This is a genomic window from Methylobacterium sp. E-012, assembly GCF_057836545.1.
Window position 1 is genome coordinate 1356030 of record NZ_JBYQEY010000001.1, and the last position, 20671, is coordinate 1376700.

At 71.1% G+C, this 20671-nt stretch carries 19 protein-coding genes; 8 read left to right on the forward strand and 11 right to left on the reverse strand.

Translation table 11 applies throughout. The annotated features are described in order from the left end of the window. Nucleotides 1–83: 83 nt before the first annotated feature. Nucleotides 84–1562: a methyl-accepting chemotaxis protein gene (locus tag AC3IF1_RS06420; RefSeq protein ID WP_489216640.1), complete on the reverse strand. Its 1479-nt coding sequence runs from the start codon at nt 1560–1562 to the stop codon at nt 84–86. A gap of 555 nt (nt 1563–2117) precedes the next feature. After that, nucleotides 2118–3290, reverse strand: coding sequence for a zinc-dependent alcohol dehydrogenase (locus tag AC3IF1_RS06425; protein WP_243969058.1), 1173 nt, complete (start codon nt 3288–3290; stop codon nt 2118–2120). 284 nt (nt 3291–3574) lie between these two features. Between AC3IF1_RS06425 and AC3IF1_RS06430 the strand changes: the two genes are divergently transcribed. After that, nucleotides 3575–4687, forward strand: coding sequence for an alkene reductase (locus tag AC3IF1_RS06430; RefSeq protein WP_489216643.1), 1113 nt, complete (start codon nt 3575–3577; stop codon nt 4685–4687). A gap of 171 nt (nt 4688–4858) precedes the next feature. Here AC3IF1_RS06430 and AC3IF1_RS06435 read toward each other — a convergent pair whose 3' ends face one another. The 7 genes from AC3IF1_RS06435 to AC3IF1_RS06465 all read right to left on the reverse strand — a co-directional run bounded on the left by AC3IF1_RS06435 (nt 4859) and on the right by AC3IF1_RS06465 (nt 11201). Further along, nucleotides 4859–6100: a cytochrome P450 gene (locus AC3IF1_RS06435; protein WP_489216645.1), complete on the reverse strand. Its 1242-nt coding sequence runs from the start codon at nt 6098–6100 to the stop codon at nt 4859–4861. Further along, on the reverse strand, nt 6093–7418 hold the full coding sequence (locus tag AC3IF1_RS06440) for an NAD(P)/FAD-dependent oxidoreductase (RefSeq protein ID WP_489216647.1): 1326 nt from the start codon (nt 7416–7418) through the stop codon (nt 6093–6095). The genes AC3IF1_RS06435 and AC3IF1_RS06440 overlap by 8 nt, the downstream gene beginning before the upstream one ends. Beyond that, entirely contained in the window at nt 7415–7654 is a 240-nt protein-coding gene (locus AC3IF1_RS06445; RefSeq protein WP_489216649.1) for a ferredoxin, read from the reverse strand. The genes AC3IF1_RS06440 and AC3IF1_RS06445 overlap by 4 nt, the downstream gene beginning before the upstream one ends. Then, nucleotides 7651–8979 (reverse strand): glycosyltransferase, encoded by a 1329-nt coding sequence (locus tag AC3IF1_RS06450; protein ID WP_489216651.1) that lies wholly within the window; start codon nt 8977–8979, stop codon nt 7651–7653. The genes AC3IF1_RS06445 and AC3IF1_RS06450 overlap by 4 nt, the downstream gene beginning before the upstream one ends. A 229-nt stretch (nt 8980–9208) precedes the next feature. Next, nucleotides 9209–9841: a TPM domain-containing protein gene (locus AC3IF1_RS06455; protein WP_243969046.1), complete on the reverse strand. Its 633-nt coding sequence runs from the start codon at nt 9839–9841 to the stop codon at nt 9209–9211. Next, nucleotides 9831–10604: a TPM domain-containing protein gene (locus AC3IF1_RS06460; protein ID WP_489220333.1), complete on the reverse strand. Its 774-nt coding sequence runs from the start codon at nt 10602–10604 to the stop codon at nt 9831–9833. The genes AC3IF1_RS06455 and AC3IF1_RS06460 overlap by 11 nt, the downstream gene beginning before the upstream one ends. 33 nt (nt 10605–10637) lie before the next feature. Further along, nucleotides 10638–11201 (reverse strand): LemA family protein, encoded by a 564-nt coding sequence (locus AC3IF1_RS06465; protein ID WP_409564817.1) that lies wholly within the window; start codon nt 11199–11201, stop codon nt 10638–10640. A gap of 281 nt (nt 11202–11482) precedes the next feature. On the opposite strand from AC3IF1_RS06465, the gene AC3IF1_RS06470 reads away from it, so the two are divergent. From AC3IF1_RS06470 to AC3IF1_RS06490, 5 genes are all read left to right on the forward strand, one after another. Further along, on the forward strand, nt 11483–11857 hold the full coding sequence (locus tag AC3IF1_RS06470; protein ID WP_489216653.1) for a hypothetical protein: 375 nt from the start codon (nt 11483–11485) through the stop codon (nt 11855–11857). A gap of 25 nt (nt 11858–11882) precedes the next feature. Next, nucleotides 11883–12830 (forward strand): LysR substrate-binding domain-containing protein, encoded by a 948-nt coding sequence (locus AC3IF1_RS06475; protein ID WP_489216655.1) that lies wholly within the window; start codon nt 11883–11885, stop codon nt 12828–12830. A gap of 67 nt (nt 12831–12897) precedes the next feature. Continuing rightward, the gene (locus tag AC3IF1_RS06480) at nt 12898–14091 is read left to right on the forward strand and encodes a CaiB/BaiF CoA transferase family protein (RefSeq protein WP_243969038.1); all 1194 of its coding nucleotides are present in this window, start codon (nt 12898–12900) and stop codon (nt 14089–14091) included. Then, nucleotides 14088–15035: a hydroxymethylglutaryl-CoA lyase gene (locus AC3IF1_RS06485; protein ID WP_489216657.1), complete on the forward strand. Its 948-nt coding sequence runs from the start codon at nt 14088–14090 to the stop codon at nt 15033–15035. The genes AC3IF1_RS06480 and AC3IF1_RS06485 overlap by 4 nt, the downstream gene beginning before the upstream one ends. Nucleotides 15036–15386: 351 nt before the next feature. Then, nucleotides 15387–16715, forward strand: a complete 1329-nt coding sequence (locus AC3IF1_RS06490) for an MFS transporter (protein WP_489216659.1) — start codon at nt 15387–15389, stop codon at nt 16713–16715. Between the two features lie 34 nt (nt 16716–16749). On the opposite strand, the gene AC3IF1_RS06495 is transcribed toward AC3IF1_RS06490, so the two are convergent. After that, nucleotides 16750–17709, reverse strand: a complete 960-nt coding sequence (locus AC3IF1_RS06495; protein WP_489216661.1) for a helix-turn-helix domain-containing protein — start codon at nt 17707–17709, stop codon at nt 16750–16752. Nucleotides 17710–17959: 250 nt separating this feature from the next. Between AC3IF1_RS06495 and AC3IF1_RS06500 the strand changes: the two genes are divergently transcribed. Continuing rightward, the gene (locus AC3IF1_RS06500) at nt 17960–18373 is read left to right on the forward strand and encodes a Ros/MucR family transcriptional regulator (RefSeq protein ID WP_489220334.1); all 414 of its coding nucleotides are present in this window, start codon (nt 17960–17962) and stop codon (nt 18371–18373) included. A gap of 3 nt (nt 18374–18376) precedes the next feature. Continuing rightward, nucleotides 18377–18628, forward strand: coding sequence for a hypothetical protein (locus tag AC3IF1_RS06505; RefSeq protein WP_243964779.1), 252 nt, complete (start codon nt 18377–18379; stop codon nt 18626–18628). A 198-nt stretch (nt 18629–18826) separates the two neighbouring features. On the opposite strand, the gene AC3IF1_RS06510 is transcribed toward AC3IF1_RS06505, so the two are convergent. Further along, nucleotides 18827–20455, reverse strand: a complete 1629-nt coding sequence (locus tag AC3IF1_RS06510; protein WP_489216663.1) for an inorganic phosphate transporter — start codon at nt 20453–20455, stop codon at nt 18827–18829. Nucleotides 20456–20671 lie beyond the last annotated feature (216 nt).

The window sequence follows — 20671 nt, forward strand, 5'->3', positions numbered from 1 at the left end:
GGCCTTGGCCGCGCCCGGACTCCCGCGCCCTTGTCGGCGCGGGGCGCGGGTCCGTCAACGGTGCGCCGCCTCCGCGCGTCCGGTTAAGCCAAGCTCTGGGCGGCGGTGCGCAGCTTCTGCGTGGCCTGGTCCGCCTCCCGGGCCGAATGGGCGATGGCGCCGAGGCCGCTGGCGATCGCGCCGACCCCCTGCGCGGCCGTCTGCATGTTCGCCGACATCGCGCGCGTGACCGCGGATTGCTCCTCGACGGCCGATGAAATCGCCCCCGCCACCGCGTTCAGCCGCACGATCGTGGCCTGGATCGTGCCGATCGCCGTCACGGCCTCCCGGGTGGCCTCCTGGGTCCCGGCGACCTGGGTCCCGATCTGCTCGGTCGCCCGGGCCGTCTGGTCGGCCAGGGCCTTGACCTCCGCGGCGACTACCGCGAAGCCCCGTCCCGCATCCCCCGCGCGGGCGGCCTCGATGGTGGCGTTGAGGGCCAGGAGGTTCGTCTGCGCCGCGATGCTCTGGATCAGCGCCAGGACCTCGCCGATCTGCGTGGCCGCCGCGCTGAGGCCGCCGATGATCGTTTGCGTGTTCCTGGCCTGATCGACGGCCCGGCCGGAGATCTCGGACGCCTGCGCCACCTGGCTGCTGATCTCGGTGACCGAGGTGGCGAGCTGCTCGGCCCCGGACGCGACCGCCTGGATCTCGCTGCCGACCTCCGTCGCGGCGCCTGCCGCCTGTCCGGCCTGCTGCGAGACGTTCGCGGAGGCCTCCGCGATGGCGTTCAGGTCGCGGGCGATGACACCCTGCAACTCGGCGCGGCGGTCGCGGTCTTGCGCCAGGGCGGTGACGTCGGTGGCGAACTTGACGATCTTGAGGAGGCGTCCGTCCCGGTCGAAGATCGGATTGTACGAGCCCTGGATGTGGACGATGTGCCCGTCCTTGGCGACGCGCCGGAACTCGGCCAGCTCGTAGTGGCCGCTGGCCAGACGGCTCCAGAAGGTCCGGTAGGCGGCACCGTCGCGCTCGGTCGCCTCGATGAACAGGCTGTGGCGGTGGCCCACGATCTCCTCCAGCCGGTAGCCCATCACGGTGAGGAAGTTGTCGTTCGCGGTGAGGATCGTCCCGTCGACCCCGAACTCGATCACGGCCTGCGACCGGTTGATGGCGTTGATCTGGCCCTCGTAGGCGATCGTGCGTATCACCTGCTCGGTGACGTCGCTGGCGAACTTGACGATCCGGACCGGCTTGCCGCCGCGGCCGAGGACCGGGTTGTAGGTGGCCTGCAGCCAGACCTCGCGGCCGTCCTTCCCGATACGCTTGAACGCGCCCGCCTGGAACACGCCGCCCCGCAGCGCCGACCAGAACTCCCGATACGCCGCGCTGTCGCGATAGGTCGGATCGACCAGGCGCGCGTGCTTCTGGCCGCGGATCTCCTCAATCCGGTAGTTGAGCGCGTCGCAGAAGTTTTTGTTGGCCGTCAGGATCGTCCCGTCGACCCCGAACTCGATCACGGCCTGAGACCGGTCCAAGGCGTCGAGCTTCGAGGCCGTCCACCGATCAGAAAAAATCGCCATTTGACAGTGCGCTCCCCCGCTTGGTGGCTGTCGCTTGCTTGCCGAATGTCTACGAACCAGACGGAACGGCTGCCCTCTTACGTCGTTTTTGTTCTTCTGGGTACAAGATTTTCTATCGCTTTTGTTCGCTTTTAAATAGATCGCGGGCGATTGATCGCAAAAATGAAGTCGTTGTTTTACTTATTATTTGATTTTGAGGAGAGTTTCCTCATTTTAGAAATGCAAATCTGTCTATATAATTTGTAACGGCTGGTTAAAGTGTCCGGTGGGCTGGGCCCCGTCTTCGAACACCGGAGATCAGATCTGTGCCGATTGCAGATCGAGGATCGCTGCGGCCCACCGATCGGACCGCTGCCGGACGCGCCCGGGCCGGCACCGTCAGGGCGATGCCGCCGGGTCTCGCGCGTCGCGGAAAAGGGGTGCAACCGCTGTCCCGCGCCCATGTGCCGGGCCCGGTGGTCCGCCGCCCGGAGCGCACCCGCCGGGGGGCACGCGACGGAACGCGGACCGACAGCCGTTCCCGGTCGCGATGCGATCGGGAACGGCTCCGGCGCCTCAGAGGTGGAACACGACCTTCACACAGCCATCCGTCTTGTCCCGGAAGGCCTTGTAGAGGTCCGGCCCGTCCGCGAGGTCGTGGGAGCGGTGGGTGATCAGGCTGGTCATGTCGATCTTGCCCTCCTGGATCAGCTTGGTCAGCGGCTCGAGGTAGCGCTTCACGTGGGTCTGGCCGCTCTTCAGGGTCAGGCCCTTCTGCACGATCGAGCCCATATTGACCGGGATCGGGCCGCCGTAGACGCCCGGCACCGAGACGATCCCGCAGGGCCGGACCGCCTTGATCGCGTCGGCGAGGGCATAGGGCCGCTCGGTGGCGGTCAGCGTCTCCTGGACGGCGGAGAGCATGCCGGTGAGGCCGCCATGGCCGCCGCTCGCCTCCATGCCGACGCAGTCGATCACGCCGTCGGCGCCCTGGCCTTTGGTGATCTCCTTGATGCGCTCGAACACGTCCTCGTTCATGAAGTCGATGATGTCGGTGGCCCCGGCCTTCCGGGCCAGCGCCAGGCGCTCCGGCACCGTGTCGATGGCGATGATGCGCTCGGCCCCCATGATCTTGGCCGACTGGATCGCGAACAGGCCGACTGGCCCCGCACCCCAGATCGCGATGGTCTCGCCGCCCTGGATCTCGCAATGCTCGGCGCCCTGCCAGCCGGTGGGCAGGATGTCGGTGAGGAACAGGACCGACTCGTCGTCCATGCCGTCCGGCACCTTCATCGGCGCCACGTCGGCCATGGGCACGCGCACATACTCGGCCTGGCCGCCCGCATAGCCGCCGGTGAGGTGCGAGTAGCCGAACAGCCCGGCCGTCGTGTAGCCGAACTGCGCCGCGGCCATCTCGGCGTTGCGGTTCGAGCGCTCGCACACTGAGAAGTTGCCGAGCTTGCACTGCCGGCATTCGCCACAGTTGATGTTGAACGGCACGACGATCCGGTCGCCCTTCTTGAACTTGGTGAAGCCCTGACCGACCTCGACGACCTCGCCCATGAACTCATGGCCGAGCACGTCGCCGCTCTTCATGGTCGGCATGAGCCCGTCCATCAGGTGGAGGTCGGAGCCGCAGATCGCGCAGCTCGTGACCTTGATGATCACGTCGCGGGGATCCTCGATGACCGGATCCGGGACCGTGTCGCAGCGGATGTCGTTTCGGCCGTGCCAGCACAGTGCCTTCATGGCGAGGAGCTCCAGATGGGATCGGGGTGAGGGCCGCGCGCGGCCGTCTCGGAGGGTAAGCCCCGTCTGGTACGGCCAAGTTCCGGTGCAGCGGCGCTTCGTCCCGATGCGGGCCGGCACGCCGCAGCCGCGCCCCCAGGCGGAACCCGCACCCGGTCCACACCGGTTGTCAGCCTGGCGGCAGGGTTCTCCGTCCCTTCGTCAGAATGCGGGGCGGTCCGGGTGCCGTCCTCGGGCGCCCGCGCTCCGCAGCCCATATCGCCGAGCCCTTTTTGCGAGTCCCTATGCCGAACAGCCCGATCCTCCAGCCCGTCACCATCGGTGGCCTGCGCCTCAAGAACCGCGTCGTGATGGCGCCTCTGACCCGCAGCCGCTCGAACGACGACGGCGTGCCCCCGGACTTCGCCGCCGATTATTACGGCCAGCGGGCGAGTGCCGGCCTGATCATCGCGGAGGCGACCAACATCTCGCCCCAGGCCGTGGGCTACGCGTACACGCCGGGGATCTGGTCCGACGCGCAGGTCGAGAGCTGGTCGCGGATCGTCCGGACCATCCACGCGAATGACGGGCTGATCTTCCTCCAGCTCTGGCATACCGGGCGGATCTCGCACCCCGACCTGCAGCCGGGCGGGAAGCCCCCGGTCTCGGCCTCGGCGATCCGGCCGGAGGGAACCGCCTTCACCCGCGAGGGCATGAAACCCCACGTGACGCCGCGCGCCCTCGAGACCGACGAGATCCCGGGCATCGTGGCGGATTACCGCCGGGCGGCCGAGAACGCCAAACGGGCCGGGTTCGACGGCGTCGAGATCCACTCGGCCAACAATTACCTCCTGGAGCAATTCGTCCGCGATTCGACCAACCGGCGGACCGACCGCTACGGCGGCTCCATCGAGAACCGCCTGCGCTTCCCGCTGGAAGTCGTCCAGGCGGTGACCGAGGTCTGGGGCGGGGGCGACCGTGTCGGCATCCGGATCTCGCCCGCCACGACCCAGCCCGGTGAGACGCCGCTCGATTCCGATCCGAACGCCACCTACGGGGCCTATATCGACGCGCTCAACGGGTTCGGGCTCCTCTACGTCCACGCGATCGAGGGCGTGACGCAGCAGACGCGCGACGCGCCGGAGGGCGTCGACCTCGCGGCCCTGCGCCGGCGGTTCAAGGGCGCCTATATCGGCAACAACGGGCTGACTCTCGATCTCGCCGAGAAGGAGTTGGCCGCCGGCCGGGCCGATCTGTTCAGCTTCGGCCGTTCCTACCTCGCCAATCCCGATCTCGTGGCGCGGTTCACCACCGGCGCACCCATCGCCGAGGCGCCGAAGGCCTATTGGTACGGCGGCGGGGCCAACGGCTATTCCGACTGGCCGGGCATGAACGGGCCGGTCCCGGTGCGGCGCTGAACGCGCCGTACGCGGCGGTGAGGGTCATGGTTTACAGATGTTTCACGTGAAACCGTGGTCCTCACCAAATCTTCACGCCTGATCAGCGCCCGGCCCGGTGTCCGCGCGCATCCATCAGCGTGGTGTGATCATCGGAGCCCACAGGGGCACGACCGCGCGCTGGCCGCCGGCTCAGGCGATCCCGTCGATGCCGATATGCAGCTGCTCGGGCCCCCGCAGGGAGGCGCCGGGGCGGTAGGGCGGCGGATCGTGCATCAGCCGCGGGGCGACGAGGCGGCGGCTCAGGGCCACCAGGGCGATCTCCGCCTCGATCCGGGCGAGGGGCGCGCCGACGCAGTAATGCAGGCCGCCGCCGAAGCCGAAATGCTCGAGGTCCGGGCGGTCGGGATCGAAGCGGTCGGGGGCGTCGAAGCGGGCCGGATCGCGGTTGCCGGCGGCGAAGAGCAGGATGATCGGCGCGCCCTTCGGGATGGTCTCGCCCGCCAGCGTGATCGCGCCGAGGGCTTTGCGGGTCCGGAAATGCACCGGCGGCTCGAAGCGCAGCACCTCCTCGATCAACCGCGGGGCGCGCTCGGGATCGGCGCGCAGGCGTTCCAGCTCCTCCGGATGGCGGAGCAGGGTCAGCATGGCGTTGGTGATCAGGTTCACGGTGGTCTCGTGGCCCGCGACCAGCAGCAGGATCGCGGTGGCGATCAGGTCGAAGTCGCTCATCGGCTTCCGTCCGCCCGGCCCGGGGGCGGCCAGGCCGCTCAGCATGTCGCCCGTGGGGCGGCGGCGCTTCTCCCGGATGAGGCCGCGCATGTAGTCCGAGATCGCGTCGAAGGCCGCCACCGTGTGCCGGCGGGTCTCGACGTCGCCGCGGGCGTCGGGCTCCAGGGCTGTGGCGAGCTGCGTCGCCCAGGTCTGGAACTGCGGCTCGTCGGATTCCGGCACCCCGAGCAAGTCGCAGATCACCGAGACGGGCAGCGGATAGGACAGGTCGTCCACGAGGCAGATCCGCTCGCGCCCCCGGCAGGCGTCGAGGAGCGCGTCCACCTCCCGGACCACGCGCGGGCGCAGGGCCTGGACCCGCGGAATGGTGAATTCCCGCATCACCGCCGCGCGCAGGGCGTCATGGTCCGGCGGATCGCGGAAGATCAGGGGCCGGTGCGCGCTGGCGATCCGGCTGCGGATCGGATTGAGGATCCAGTCGCGGATCGGATTGCCGGTGGGCGGGCGCCGGAACGGCGGCAGATCCTCGGAACTCAGCCGCGGATCGAAGATCAGGGCGCGGATCGCCGCGTGGCCGCTCACCACGTAGCTGCCGTCGCGCTGGCGGGCGACCGGCCGCTCCCGCAGACGGGCGTAGAGCGGATAGGGATCGGCCCGGTTGGCCGGGTCCGTCACGGCGGCGAACAGGGCGTCGTCAGGCATGGGCGGTCTCGGCCGGGGACGGTGCCGGGGCCGCCCGGCGCGGCGGCGGGAATCCGGGATCGGTCCGGGCGATGCGGGGCTGGTCGGTGGCGTCGGTGATCGGCGGGACGGGGCTGCCCGTCAGGATCGCCTCGGCGTAGGCGGGCAGCCACCGGGCCTGATCGAAGGACACGGCCGCGATGCTGCGCCCGCCCCGGCCGTAGACGGCGAGGAACCGCCGCGCGGCGAGCGAGCCCTGCACCACGGCCACGGTGTCCGCCCCCGCGGTCAGGCCGACCAGCTTGATGTTGATCCCGAACTGGCTCGACCAGAAGGCCGGCAGGTGCGCGTAGGGACGCTGGTCCCCGGGACCGGCCAGCATGTTGCGCGCGGCGTGGCTGGCCTGCGCGACGGCGTTGCCCCAATGCTCCACCGAGACCAGCCGGTCGCCGTAGAGCGGGATCGGCCAGCGGGCGACATCGCCGGCCGCGTAGATGTCCGGGCAGGGCGTGCCGTCGGCGTCGCGCACGCGGCAGGCCCCGTCGCAGGTGAGCCCTCCGGGATCGGCCATCAGCCCGGCGCCCCGGAGCCAGCCGGTCGCCCGGGTCGCCCCGAGGGCCGCGATGACGAGATCGGCCTCGATGGCGCTGCCATCCGCCAGCCGGGCGCGGACGACCCGGCCCGACGCGTCGCCCTCGAAGGCCCGGACCTGCGTGCCGGGGCGGAACACGGCGCTCGCGTCGCGCAGGCGATCGGCGATCACGCCGCCGATAGCGGTGCCGAGGGCGTTGGCCAGGGGCGTCGGATGGGGATCGACCAGGGTGACCGGGAGGCCGAGGTCGCGCAGGCACGAGGTCGCCTCGCACCCGATCAGCCCGCCGCCGACGACGAGCACCCGCCGCGGGCCGGCGACCAGGGCCGCCCGCAGGGCGCGGGCGTCGTCGCGGCCGCGCAGGGTGTGGATGCCGGTCAGGCCGCCCCCGGTCGCGGCCGGCCAGGTCCGGGCCTCGGCGCCGGTGGCCATGAGGAGCTTGTCGTAGGCCAGCACCGCACCATCGGCGAGGCGGACCGTGCGGGCCGCCCGGTCGAGGGCCACGGCCGCCGTCCCGAGCCGCCAGCAGGCCCGGAGGGCGGTCAGCTCCGGCAGGCGGGTCGCGCCCGCATCCAGCGCCCCGGCCAGCACGTGCTTCGACAGGGGCGGGCGGTCGTAGGGCCGGTGAGGCTCCGCGCCGACGAGGGTGAGCGGCCCGTCATAGCCGCCCCGCCGCAGGGCCTCCGCCCCGCGCAGGCCCGCCAGGGAGGCGCCCACCACGACGATGCCGGCGGGCTCTGGGCTCACGGCGCGTCTCCGTCATCCGGGCCGGCCTGAAGGCTGATGGCGCGGACCGGGCAGGCCTGGACCGCCCGCTCGATCGCGCCGCGCCGTTCGGCCGGCGGGGCGGGATCATAGAACAGGATCTCGTGGCCGTGGAGGATGAAGGCCTCGGGGGCCGCGTAGCAGCACTGGGCGTAGCCCTGGCAGCGGTTGAGATCGACGACGACGCGCAGGGCCTCCGGTTCGGCGGGGGAAGTCATGCCGACCGCGCCAGCGGCACCGCGACGCCGGTCCGGCCGCCGCGGACCGGCCCGGAGCGGGCGAGGTCGTCCACCGCCGTCAGGATGCCCGCCATGGCGTCCCGGGTCGCGAAGGCCGCCTGCAGGGCGCCGGCGCGCTGCCGGAATCGGGGCGCGGCGAGCACTTGGCCGACCGCGTCCCGCACTGCGTCCGGGCGCGGCGCGTTGGTGGCGAGGTTGAGGCCGACCCCGGACCAGCCGACCCGGGCGTTCACCTCCGCCTTGTCCTCGGTCAGCCCCGCCGACACGATCGGCACGCCGGCGGCCAGCGCCTGCGAGACGCTGCCGTAGCCGCCATTGGTCACGAGCACGCTCACCCGCGGCAGCAGATCACGGAACGGCAGGAAGCGCGAGACCCGCGTGTTGGCCGGGATCGGCCCGCGCAGGGTCTCGACGGGCCGTCCGCCGGTGGTGGCCAGGACGAGGAGATCGTCCCGGTCGGCCAGGGCCGCGAGGGTCGGCTCGATGAGCTCGCCGAAATCCGCGTTGGCCAGCGTCCCCTGGGTCACCAGAACGACGGGTTTGGCCGCGGCGTTCGCCGCCTCCAGCTCCGGCCACCATTCCGGCAGCGGCGCGGGCGGGGCGGGCGGCTGCAGCAGCCCGATGAAGCGCAGACCCGGCGGCAGCGCACCGTAATCGTACTCGAAGCCCGGCACGGTGGGCTGGAGGAACAGGTCGGGCAGCACAACGATGGAATGGGGCAGCGAGGCGGGCAGCGGCGGCAGGCCGAGCCGCGCGAGCTGGCCGTCCGTGTAGGCGCGCACCGGGTTGGCGAAGGCCGCGTCCATCCCGGCCTTCAGGGCGGCGTAGCGGACCTGCTCGGCCTGGTCCCGGGCGGGGGGCAGGCCGAGGCCGACCGGGGCGTGGTCGGGCCGCTCCAGGAACAGGAAGCTGATATTGACGGTCACGATCGGCGGCCGGGGCGCCGTGTCGAGGAGCAGCGGCAGCACGCCGAGGAACATGCTGCCGGCCACGATCACGTCCGGCGCCTCGTCGGCGATCAGGCGGCGCAGCACCGCCGCCTGCCCGGGCATCGGATCGATGAAGCGGCGCTCGAATTCGCGCCGGTAACGCTCCGGACCGGCCGGCAGCGTGGTCTCCCGGAACGTGGCCGCGCCGTCATCCGCGTAGGCCGTGAAGCGCAGGCCCGCCGCCTCGACCTTCCCGCGGAAGGCTTCGTCGGTCAGCACCACAACATCGTCGCCGCGCGCCGCGACGGTGCGGCCGATGGCAAGCAGCGGATTCAGGTGGCCGGTGAGCGGCGTCGCGGCGATCAGGATCTTCATCGGGCTCTCCTCGAGCGCGGCCAGCCTTGCCGGCAGCGCTCTCTGTCGGGTCTCGGCGCCCCTGCGGGCACGAAGCCTCGAAGGGGAAATCGCCCGTGGTCTCACGTGGTTACGGCGCCGGAAACATTTTGTGCGGCGGCGCACAAAAGCGCGGCCGTCCCCCGGTGTCGCCGTGTCCCGCGGCCGGCCGCCACGGACCGTCGATGGCGCGAGCGCCGGCTGCGGCGCCTCAGGCGACCACGATCACCCGGTTCGGCAACTCGTCCGGATCGTCGGGACCGGCCGGCAGATGCGCCTCCAGGCAGGCCCCGATGGCCGCGATCGCCGCGGTCAGGGCGGCCTCGGTCGCGCCCTGGCCGAGGGCTCGGGTGAGATCGGCCAGGATGCCATCCCAGGTGGCCTGCGGGACGTGCCGGAGCACGCCCAGATCGGTGACGATCTCCGCGTGCCGCTCGGCCAGCGACAGGTAGAGCAGCACACCGGTGCGGGATCGGGTGCGGTTCAGGCCCCGGGACCGGAAGGCCCGGCGCGCCGCCTCCCGGGCGCGGTCGCCGCGCAGGCGGCGCGGCACCAGGGCGAGCCGCAGCCGCGCGTTCAGGCTCGCCAGGAGAACCGCGGCCACGAGGGCCGCCTGCGCCAGGCAGAGGGAGACCGCGCTCCATTCCGTCAGTGCGATCAGCGGCCAGGGCAGGATCAGGGCCGCCACCAGGGTCGCCAGCAGGACGAGGGAGCGATAGGCGCCCGCCCGGGCGACCACCATCACGACGATCTCGCCGGACGTGCCGGCCTCGGCCCGCGCCACGGCCCGGGCGAGGCGGGCCTGCACCTCCGGCGTCAGCGCATCCGCGGGGCTACCAGTCACCGGAGGCTCCCCCGCCGCCCGACGAGCCGCCCCCGCCGGAGAAGCCGTCATCGACACCGCCCGAGCCGCCGCCGTCCGAGAAGCCGCCGCCCCACCCGCCCGAGCCGGAACCGGTCGGGATCACCACCACGCCGCCGCGCCCGGCCCGTCCGGCGATCCGGGTCATGCGCCAGGCGGCCACCACCACGATCAGGAGCAGCAGGATGAAGATCCCGACCTGCACGGGATCGACCTCGTCGGCGCGCACCTCCGGCTTGCGCTGCCACTCCTCGGCGTCCCCCGCCAGGATCGACAGGATCCCGTCGACGCCCGCGTCGAGGCCGCCGAAGTAATCGTCGGTCTTGAAGCGCGGCGTGATCGCGCCGGCGATGATCGTCCGGGACAGGGCGTCGGTGAGTGCGCCTTCGAGGCCGTAGCCGACCTCGATGCGGACCTTGCGCTCCTTCGGGGCCACCAGGAGCAGGACGCCGTTGTTGGTCTTGGCCTGCCCGAGCTTCCAGTCCCGGAACAGGCGGTTGGCGTAATCCTCGATCGTCGTGCCCTGGAGGCTCGGCACGGTCGCGACCACGACCTGGTCCGAGGTCCTGTCCGCGTGCGCCTTCAGCTTGGCGTCGAGGGCCTGGCGCTGGTCCGGCGTGAGGATGCCGGCCGCGTCGACCACGCGGCCGGTGAGCGGCGGAAAGGTCAGGTCGGCCGCCAGCGCCCCGACCGCATAGACCGCCAGGCAGGCGGCGATGACGGCGAGCGCGAGGGCGAGCCGCACCCACGTCGGGATGCCTTGGCCCACGGACGGTCCCTAGAACTTCACGTTCGGCGGCCGGTCGGCGTTGGGCGTGGCCGTGAAGGTCTCCATCGGCTTGGCGTCCGGATAGAGGATGGCCGCGATCCAGCGGCCGGGAATCGTGCGCACCTCGGTGTTGTAGGCCTGGACGGCGGTGATGTAGTCGCGCCGGGCCACCGCGATGCGGTTCTCGGTGCCTTCGAGCTGCGATTGCAGGGCCAGGAAGTTCTGGTTCGATTTCAGGTCGGGATAGCGCTCCACGGTCACGAGCAGCCGCCCCAGCGCGCCGGAGAGCTGGTTCTGCGCGTCCTGGTAGTCCTTGAACTTCTGCGGGTCGCTGACCGTGGCGGCGTCGACCTTCACGCTCGACGCCTTGGCGCGCGCCTCGGTGACGCCGATCAGCACGTCCTTCTCCTGCTGGGCGTAGCCCTTCACGGTCTCGACGAGGTTGGGGATCAGGTCGGCCCGGCGCTGGTACTGGTTCTGCACCTCGCTCCAGGCGGATTTCGCCTGCTCCTGCAGGGTCGGCACCTGGTTGACCGCCCCGCAGCCGGACAGGCCGGCGGCCACCAGCAGCATCGCGATCACGCCGAGGAGGCGCGCCGCCGAGGAGGGCTGGCGCAGCGCGCCGGCCAAGGATGTCGTCGTCATTCCGTCCCCCGTTCGCCGGGCGAATCCCGGCCCGTCGATCACGGCATCGACAGATACCGATTCGAACCGCCGAGTCGATCCGCGGAGTCGATCCACCAAGGTAAGCCCCACCCCCGCCTGCCTTGAAGGGCGCCGCCGCCGGCCGGTAAGGGCAACGGAGGGCGCCGGAACACGTTGGCGACGTCGGAGCAGTGCCGCGGAGACCAGGCATGGATGCAGAACTCGCCGACCACGTCAGGGCCGCCAGCGCGGCCGCCCGGCGCCACGCCCTGGCCTTCCGGGCCCCGGCCGGCAAGGACGCGCTGCCCTGGTCGGTCATCGAGGCCTACGACTCCCGGGTCCGCAGCCATGTCGAGCGCGACCCGCGGATCGAGGACGAGCGCGACCGGGTGCTGATCGCCGCCGTGAAGCTCGCCGAGACCCCGGTCGAGGAGGGGGAGGACACCATCGCGTCGGCGCGCACCCATCTCGTCGACGCGATCGCCTATCTGGAGCAGGCGGTGCTGCGCTTCGGCCGGGTCAACCGGCAGGGCGCGAAGCTCGGCCACGGCCATTACGGCCAGCCGGTCGGATCGCGGGACTGACCGCCTCGGTTTCGGGGGAGACCGGATGTCCGCCGACCTGCCCGCCGCCGCGGTCCTGAGCCGCCTCGACCTCAAGACGCTGCGCCTGTTCGCGGCGATCTGCGCGGAGGGCACGCTCAACGGCGCGGCCAGGCGGGCGGCCATCGCCCCCTCGGCGGTGAGCAAGCGGCTCGCCGAGCTGGAGCACGCCCTCGGCTGCGCGCTGCTCACCCGGGAGCCCCGGGGCATGCGCCTGACGCCGGCGGGCGAGACGCTGCTCCACCATACCCGCCGGATGCTGGCGAGCGCCGAGCAGATCGCTCTGGAACTCGCCGAGCATGCCAGGGGCGTGCGCGGCTTCGTGCGGGTGCTGGCCAACCTCTCGGCCATCGTGGAATTCCTGCCCGAGGATCTCCGGGCCTTCCTGGCCGCCCAGGGCGGGATCCGGGTCGACCTGGAGGAGCGCCCGAGCGGCGGCGTGGTGGCGGGGGTCGAGGAGGGGCTCGCCGATCTCGGCATCTGCGCGGGCGGGACCGACACGCGCACGCTCGCCGTCTGCCCGTACCGGACCGACCGCCTCGTCCTGGTGATGCCGGAGGGCCATCCCCTGAGCGCGCGCGGCGCCGTCGCCCTGGCCGACACCCTGGACTACGACCATGTCGGGCTGCACGCGGAGAGCTCGATCTACGCCGCCCTGCGCGACGAGGCCCGGCGCCTCGGCCGGCCGCTCCGCCTGCGGATGCACGTGCCGAGCTTCGACGCGATCTGCCGGATGGCGCAGGTCGGGCTGGGGCTCGGCACGGTGCCGGAGCCCGTCTACGCCCTGCTCGGACCGTCGATGCGCCTCGCCGCGGTGCCGCTCACCGACCCCTGGGCGCAGCGCACGCTGAGCCTCGTCGTCCGCCCCGGCTTCCTGCCCCCGGCCGCCGCCCTCCTGCGCGACCACCTGTGCGCCGCCGCGGCCCAGCGTTCTCCGCCGGAGAACGCACGATGATGGATGGCGTTTGGACTTCCACCCGGGCGCGATAGTATTCATCGGTCAACAAAACAGGGAGGAGCGCATGTCCGGTCCGCTGAGCGGTATCCGTGTTCTCGAACTCGGTCAGCTCATCGCCGCGCCGTTCGCGACGCGCCTGATGGCCGAGTTCGGCGCCGAGGTGATCAAGGTCGAGCCCCCGGGCGAGGGCGACCCCCTGCGCAAGTGGCGCAAGATGCACGAGGGCACCTCGCTCTGGTGGTACCTGCAGTCGCGCAACAAGAAATCGATCGCCGTCAATCTGAAGTCGCCCGAAGGCCTCGACATCGTCAAGCAGCTCGCCCGGAGCGCCGACGTGGTGGTCGAGAACTTCCGCCCCGGCGGGCTGGAGAAGCTCGGGCTGGGCTGGGACGTGCTCTCGGCCCTCAACCCGAACCTCGTGATGGTCCGGATCTCGGGCTACGGCCAGACCGGCCCGTACCGCGACCGCCCGGGCTTCGGCGCCATCGGCGAATCGATGGGCGGCATCCGCTTCACCACCGGCAGCCCGGATTCGCCCCCGGCGCGGGTCGGGGTCAGCATCGGCGACACCCTCGCCTCGCTCCACGGGGTGATCGGCGCCCTGATGGCGCTCCTGCGGGTCAAGACCGGCCAGGGCGCCGGCCAGGTCATCGACGTCTCCCTCGTCGAGAGCGTGTTCAACGTGATGGAGAGCCTCGTCCCGGAATACGATCTGCTGGGCGAGGTCCGCACCCGCACCGGCGGGGCGCTGCCGGGCATCACCCCGTCGAACACCTATCCCACCCGGGACGGCGGCTACGTGGTCATCGCCGGCAACAGCGACCCAATCTTCCGCCGCCTGATGACGGCGATCGGCCAGCCCGACCTCGCCGAGGATCCTGGCCTGCGCAACAACGATGGCCGCTCCAAGCAATCCGCCATGCTGGACGGCGTCATTGCCGACTGGTCGAAGACCAAGACCGTCGAGGAGGCGCTCGCGGCCCTCGATTCCGCCGACGTGCCGGCGGGCCGGATCTACTCGGTGGCCGACATCGTGGCCGACCCGCACTACCAGGCCCGCGACATGATCCTCCAGGCCGAGCTGCCCGGCGGGACCGCGGTGAAGATGCCCGGCATCGTGCCGAAGCTGTCCGACACCCCCGGCGAAATCCGCTGGCAGGGCCCGGCGCTCGGCGCCCACACGGACGCGGTTCTGTCCGAACTCGGCCTCGACCCGGAGCGGATCGCCGCCCTGCGCGCGAAGGGAGCCGTGGCATGAGCGCCCCGACCCGCACCCCGACGAGCGACACGCTGATCGTCCAGGAGGTCGCCACCCGCGACGGCTTCCAGATCGAAGCCGCCTTCGTGCCGACGGAGGAGAAGATCCGTCTGATCGACGCCCTGGCGCAGACCGGCTTCACCCGGATCGAGGTCTCCTCTTTCGTCTCGCCGAAGGCCGTGCCGGCGCTCGCAGACGCCGCCGAGGTCTTCGCCGGGATCCGGCGCCGGCCCGGGACGGTCTACGTCGCCCTGGTGCCGAACCCGAAGGGCGCCGAGCGGGCGCTCGCCGCCAAGGTCGACGAGGTCAACCTCGTGGCCTCGGTGAGCGAGACCCACAACCGCGCCAATATGGGCATGAGCCCGGCCGATTCGATTGCCGGCTTCGCGCGGATCATGGAGGCGGTGCACGGCGCGCCGGTCAGCACCAACGCCACCGTGGCCACCGCCTTCGGCTGCCCGTTCGAGGGCGACCAGCCCGCCGACAAGGTCCTGGCTCAGGTGGAGCGCTACCTGTCGCTCGGCGTCGACGGGGTGACGCTCGCCGACACCACCGGCATGGCCAATCCCCGGCAGGTGGAACGGCTGGTCGCCCGGGTGCTGCCGCTGGTCGGGTCCGGGCGTCTGACGCTCCACTTCCACAACACCCGCGGCCTCGGCCTCGCCAACGTGCTGGCCGCCTACGAGGCGGGCGCCCGGCGGTTCGACGCGGCGCTCGGCGGCCTCGGCGGCTGCCCCTTCGCCCCCGGCGCCACCGGCAACATCTGCACCGAGGATCTGGTCAACATGGCCCACGAGATGGGCGTGCCGACCGGCCTGGACCTCGCCGCGCTGATCGGCCTGTCGCGGGACCTGCCCCGCCTCGTCGGCCACGACGTGCCCGGCCAGGTCGCCAAGGCCGGACGCGCCAGCGACCTGCATCCGCCGCCCGCCAGGGCGGCGTGAACCCACGACGGTGAAGCGCTGATGTCTCTGACGGACGCGACGCCCTCCCTCCCCCCTCCGCGGGGGAGGGTGGCCCCCGAAGGAGGTCGGGAGAGGGGCAGCGCGACGGTGCAGGATCGTGCTGTGCCCGTCATGCGGGTCGCGTCCCGTCCTGAGGCGGCGCTCCCCTCTTGCGGGACTTCGTCCTGGCACGACCCCTGCTGACGCAGGGGCCACCCTCCCCCGCAGAGGGGGGAGGGGGACGCGCCCTGACCTGCGATTCTCCTTACGCACGCTTACCGAGTCTGGAAGCCGCCCATCCGAAGGCGACACCGCTCACCCAAGTCCAAAAAAACAACCCCGGAGGAAACCATGACCGCAGCCCTGTCCGGGTCGCCGGAGGCCCTCGAGGCCGGCGCGGTGGCCGAGAACGCCGTCATCCGCAAGGTCGCGTGGCGGCTCATGCCGCTGATCATGGTCTGCTACATGTTCGCGTTCTTCGACCGCATCAACATCAGCTTCGCCAAGTTCCAGCTCCAGAGCGACCTCGGCTTCAGCAACGTCGCCTACGGCCTCGGCGCGAGCATGTTCGTGATCGGCTACGTGATCTTCGAGGTGCCCTCGAACCTGATGCTCTACCGGGTCGGGGCGCGGCGCTGGATCGCCCGGATCATGATCTCCTGGGGCATCGCCACGGCCCTGATGATCCTCATCCGCAGCGAGTGGCACTTCTACGCCCTGCGCTTCCTGATCGGCGCCATGGAGGCGGGCTTCGCACCGGGCATCCTCTACTACCTGACCCTGTGGTTCCCGGCCTCGCATCGCGGCCGGATCACCTCCTTCATGTTCGTGGCCTCGGCCTTCTCGGGCATCTTCGGGGCGCCGGTGGCGGGGCTGATCCTCGGCGGCCTCAACGGCGTCGGGGGCCTGGCCGGCTGGCAATGGCTGTTCCTGGCCGGCGGCCTGCCCTGCCTCGTCCTCGGCCTCCTGGTGCTGACGCGGCTCGAGGACCGGATCGCCGATGCGGGCTGGCTGTCCGAGCCCGAGAAGGCGCTCCTGTCGAGCCGCATCGCCCACCACAACCGCGAGATCGGCGACCACTCGCTCCTCGGGGCGATCCGCCAGCCGGGCTTCCTGATGATCGCGCTGATCTACTTCCTGCTGCAGATCGGCTCCTACGGCCTGAATTTCTGGGGACCGGACCTGATCAAGACCGCGAGCGGCGCGCAGGCCGCCTCCGTGGGCTTCCTGACGGCGATCCCCTACATCTGCGGGGCGATCAGCATGGTGGTGGTCGGGCGCCTCTCCGACGCCTCGGGGGAGCGGCCGAAATTCGTCGCGGGGCTCGCCATCGCGGCGGCGCTCGGCTTCTTCGGCGCCGGCCTGTTCGATAAGCACATCGTCCCGCTGATGTTCGCGCTCGCCCTGCTGGGGGCCGGCATCGTGGCCTCGATCCCGACCTTCTGGACGCTGCCGGCCAAGCTCGTCACCGGCGTCGGCGCGGCGGGCGGGATCGCGCTGATCAACACCCTCGGCCAGTTCGGCGGCATCGTCAGCCCGGTGATGGTCGGCTGGGTCAAGGACCTGACCGGTTCGACCACGCCCGCCCTCTACGGCATCGGCGCGCTCTGCCTCGTGGCCGCGGCGCTCGCGCTCTTCGCCATGCCGGCGAGCCTGCGACGCAACGACCGCGCGGTCTGACCGGCGCCGGCCCGGACCCGGCCGGGACGGCGGTTCAGATCCGCACCGAGACGGCGCCCTGGCGGTATTCGCTGGGCGTCAGTCCATGATGGTGCTTGAAGCGGCGGGCGAAGTGCGCCTGGCTGGCGAAGCCGCAGCCATAGGCGAGCGTCCCGATCGGCAGATGGCCGCAGCTCGGATCGGCCAGCCGCCGGGCGGCCGCCTCCAGGCGCCGGTGCCAGATCCAGTCTGAGATCGGCTGGCCGTGCTCGTGGAACAGCTCCTGCAGGCGCCGGAGCGACACGCCCATGGCGGCGGCGAGCTGGGGCGGGTCCAGGTCGGGGTCGCCGAGATGGGCCTCGACATAGGCCTTGGCCCGCTGGACCACGACGGTGCCGTGCAGGGGCTGGGGCACCTCCTGCGCCAGCCGCTCGGCGATGCTGGCCACGATCAGATCGACACCGACATCCGCCATCCGGGCCGCGGCGTCCGGGGTGAGCTGTCGCCGCACCTGGATCAGATCGTGAAAGAACGTCCTGACGAGCGTCGCGGAGCCGAGTTCCGCGCCGATGGGCAGGGCCGTGTAGAGCCGGGCGGGCCCGAGCCGGCTCTCCAGGCGCTGCCGCGGCAGTTCCAGGAACATGGACTGGCTGCCCGGACCGGATTCGAGCACGGCCGGACGGTGGTCGAGCACGCAGACATCGCCCGGCCGCTGGCCCGCCGTGCGCTCGTCCTGCTGCACGAGCAGGGATCCGGCGAGCTTGAACAGCACGACGAGCGTGTCGCCCTTCCTGAGGCGCCGCAGGAGTTCGGGCGTGGCCTCGTTGCGGACAGCGCCCTGCGCGATGCGGGTCAGAAGCAGCGGGCCGACCTCGGCGACATCGAGCCGGCCTTCGAACGGAGAATCATCGAGGCGCTCGACCTCGATCGGCAACTGCCGCTGGCGCAGGAGGTCGCGCCAGAGCGGGAAGCTGTCTTTGGGGTGCGTACCGTCGGTCGAAAACAGCGGCTGCATTGGTAAATTTACCCCTACGCCCACCCGTTTGCGCAGCTGGTCAAGAATCCTCGCGCCATCGGACAAGCACGAATCGAGACATATTGTATATCATCTGCATCCTCAAGAAGTGACGGGAAGCGTACTTGAGGTAAACAATAGTTCGGTCTCCCGAGCGCCTCTCGGATCCGAGCGATTCCCGATCTGCCGCAAGGCACTACGGGAAAAATTCGACGATCCCGCAGAGGTTCAACAGATGGCGATGCTCGAAATGGACAACCTCAAAGAACACCACCCCACCTTCATGCTGCAGAAGGTCGGTGCCATCGTGGCGGCCTACGTGTCCCGGAACGCCGTTGGCATCGCGGATCTGCCGGATCTGATCGATCAGGTGCACATGGCGATCTCGGATCTGCGCGACGGCCAGGCGAAGGTCGGATCGAGCTGGGCCGGGCCGAATGCGGGGCAGGTCGAGGCCTCGATCCAGCATGATGGTCTGATCAGCTTCATCGACGGCCGGTCCTACAAGACCCTGAAGCGCCACCTCACCGCCCACGGGCTCACCCCGGAGCGCTACCGCCTCCAATACGGGCTGCCGGCCGATTACCCGATGGTCGCCCCGGGCTACGCCGCCAAGCGATCGCAGATCGCCAAGGCGATCCAGCTCGGCCACCGGGCGGCCTGAGCGATGGCGCTCCGCTGCTCGCACGGGCCGAACCAGCGGCCCGCGTCATCCGCCGATTCGGCCCGGACCGAACATACACTTGCCTGCCTCGCGAAGGCGCTGGATGTGCCGCTCGCGTCCTTCTTCCCGGACAAGGACCGGCAGGACGAAGCCGTCAGGCAGGCCGCCGATCTCGTCACCGTCTTCGCGGGGATCGAGAACGCGGCCGCGCGCCGGACCTGCCTGGCCTTCGTCCGGGCGATGGCGAGTTCCTGAGGCGCCGGGGGGCGCCGCAGCCGGCGGGGCGCAGGCCGCCCGCTCCGCGCCCGGGGGGGCGTGCGGGGCGGGCCGGCCGGTCCGACCGGCTGCGAAACGGAATCGTCCCGGAGGCCGGGGATCGGCGTCCGGGACGATGCGACTCGGAACGTGGCGCGGCGTCCCGGCTTCGGAGTCCGGGACGCCGCGTGCGCCGTGTCAGAACAGGTGACGCAGGATGAAGAACAGCCCGGCGGCGAGCGTGATGGCGGCCGGGAGGGTCATGATCCAGGCCAGCGCCATGTTGCGCACGGTCGACATCTGCAGACCCGAGCCGTTGGCCGCCATCGTCCCGGCGACGCCCGAGGACAGGATGTGGGTGGTCGAGACCGGCAATCCGTAGAGTTCGGCCAGCCCGATCGTGCCGGCGGCCACGATCTCGGCGGAGGCGCCCTGCGCGTAGGTCAGGTGCGTCTTGCCGATCTTCTCGCCCACGGTCACGACGATGCGCCGCCACCCGACCATGGTGCCGAGGCCGAGCGCCAGGGCCACGCAGACCTTCACCCAGCCCGGGATGTAGCGCGTGCCGTCGTTGAGCAGCCCCGCGTAGCGCTTCAGCGTCGCCTTGTCGGCCTCCGAGAGATCGGCACCCGCGTTCGGCAGGACACGCACCGCGTCGGCGGCGAGATACATGTCGCTGCGCAGGTTCTGCGTCTGGGCGGCCGGCACGGTCCGGATCGCACCGTAGTTCTTCACGCTGGCGGCGATGTCGGTGGAGAGCACGGACAGGGCCGCGTAGACCGGAGGCGTGTTCACCGCCTTGGTCTTCAGCGCCTCCGTCACAGTCCGGCGCGCCGCGGCGGCATCCGGCGCCGCGGCACCGGGGGCGTGGGCGGAGAACACCTGGCTCGCCGCCGTCGAGGTCTGAATGAAGGCCGGCGTCGTGTCGTCCGACATGGTGCGGTTCAGGGCGTAGGCGGTGGGGGCGGCGCCGATCAGGATCAGCATGATCAGGCCCATGCCCTTCTGCCCGTCATTGCCGCCGTGGAAGAACGAGACCAGCGTGCAGGTGAGGATCAGCATGCCCCGGATCCACAGGGGCGGGGGGGCGTCGCCCTTCGGCGCCTCGTAGAGGTCCTTGCGGCGCACGGCGAATTTCAGGGCGAGCAGCAGCAGCGCCGCCAGCACGAAGCCGCAGACCGGTGAGAACAGCAGCGCTTTGAACACGTTGAGCGCCTGGCCCCAGTCGACGCCCGAGGTGCCGTCGCCGCCGCTCATCAGCTGGTTGGCGAGGCCGACGCCCAGCACCGATCCGATCAGGGCGTGGGAGGACGAGTTCGGCAGGCCCATGGCCCAGGTCCCGAGGTTCCAGATGATCGCCGCCAGCAGCAGCGCGAAGATCATCGCGTAGCCCGCCCCAGAGCCGACGTTCAGGATCAGCTCCACCGGCAGCAGCGTGACGATGGCGTAGGCCACCGCGCCGGAGGATAGCATCACGCCGAGGAAGTTGAAGAAGCCCGACCAGATCACCGCCACGAGCGGCGGCAGCGAGTGGGTGTAGATCACCGTGGCGACCGCGTTGGCGGTGTCGTGGAACCCGTTCACGAACTCGAAGGCGAGGGCGATCAGCAGGGCGAGGCCGAGGAGCGCGAAGGCGCCGTAGGCCAGCGGTGCCTCGCCGACCGCGTTCATGTCGGTGATCAGGCTCACCACCGCGTAGCCGAGCCCCGCCACCAGGACGAGCAGGAACGCGATCACCCCGCCGGGATGGATCCGATGTTCGAGGCGCGGCCCGCCCGCGGGCCTGTTCCCTAGGATCCCCGAGGGGATCACGGCAGAATCGGACATGAACCCTCGCGCGGAACCGGTTGTGCTGGTGAATGCGGGATTAAGTTCCGCGCGTGACGCTTCGGTGACGGCACCCTTCGATCCGGGTTGCGGGTCACACCATTCGCGCGGCGAAGGACTGCGCAGTGCTGGAACCGCTCCGGCCGGGCGGCCCGCGCGATGGATCCGCCTTCGCCGGCGCCGCGCGTGCCCCAGTCGGCCGACGGGGTTGCGGCA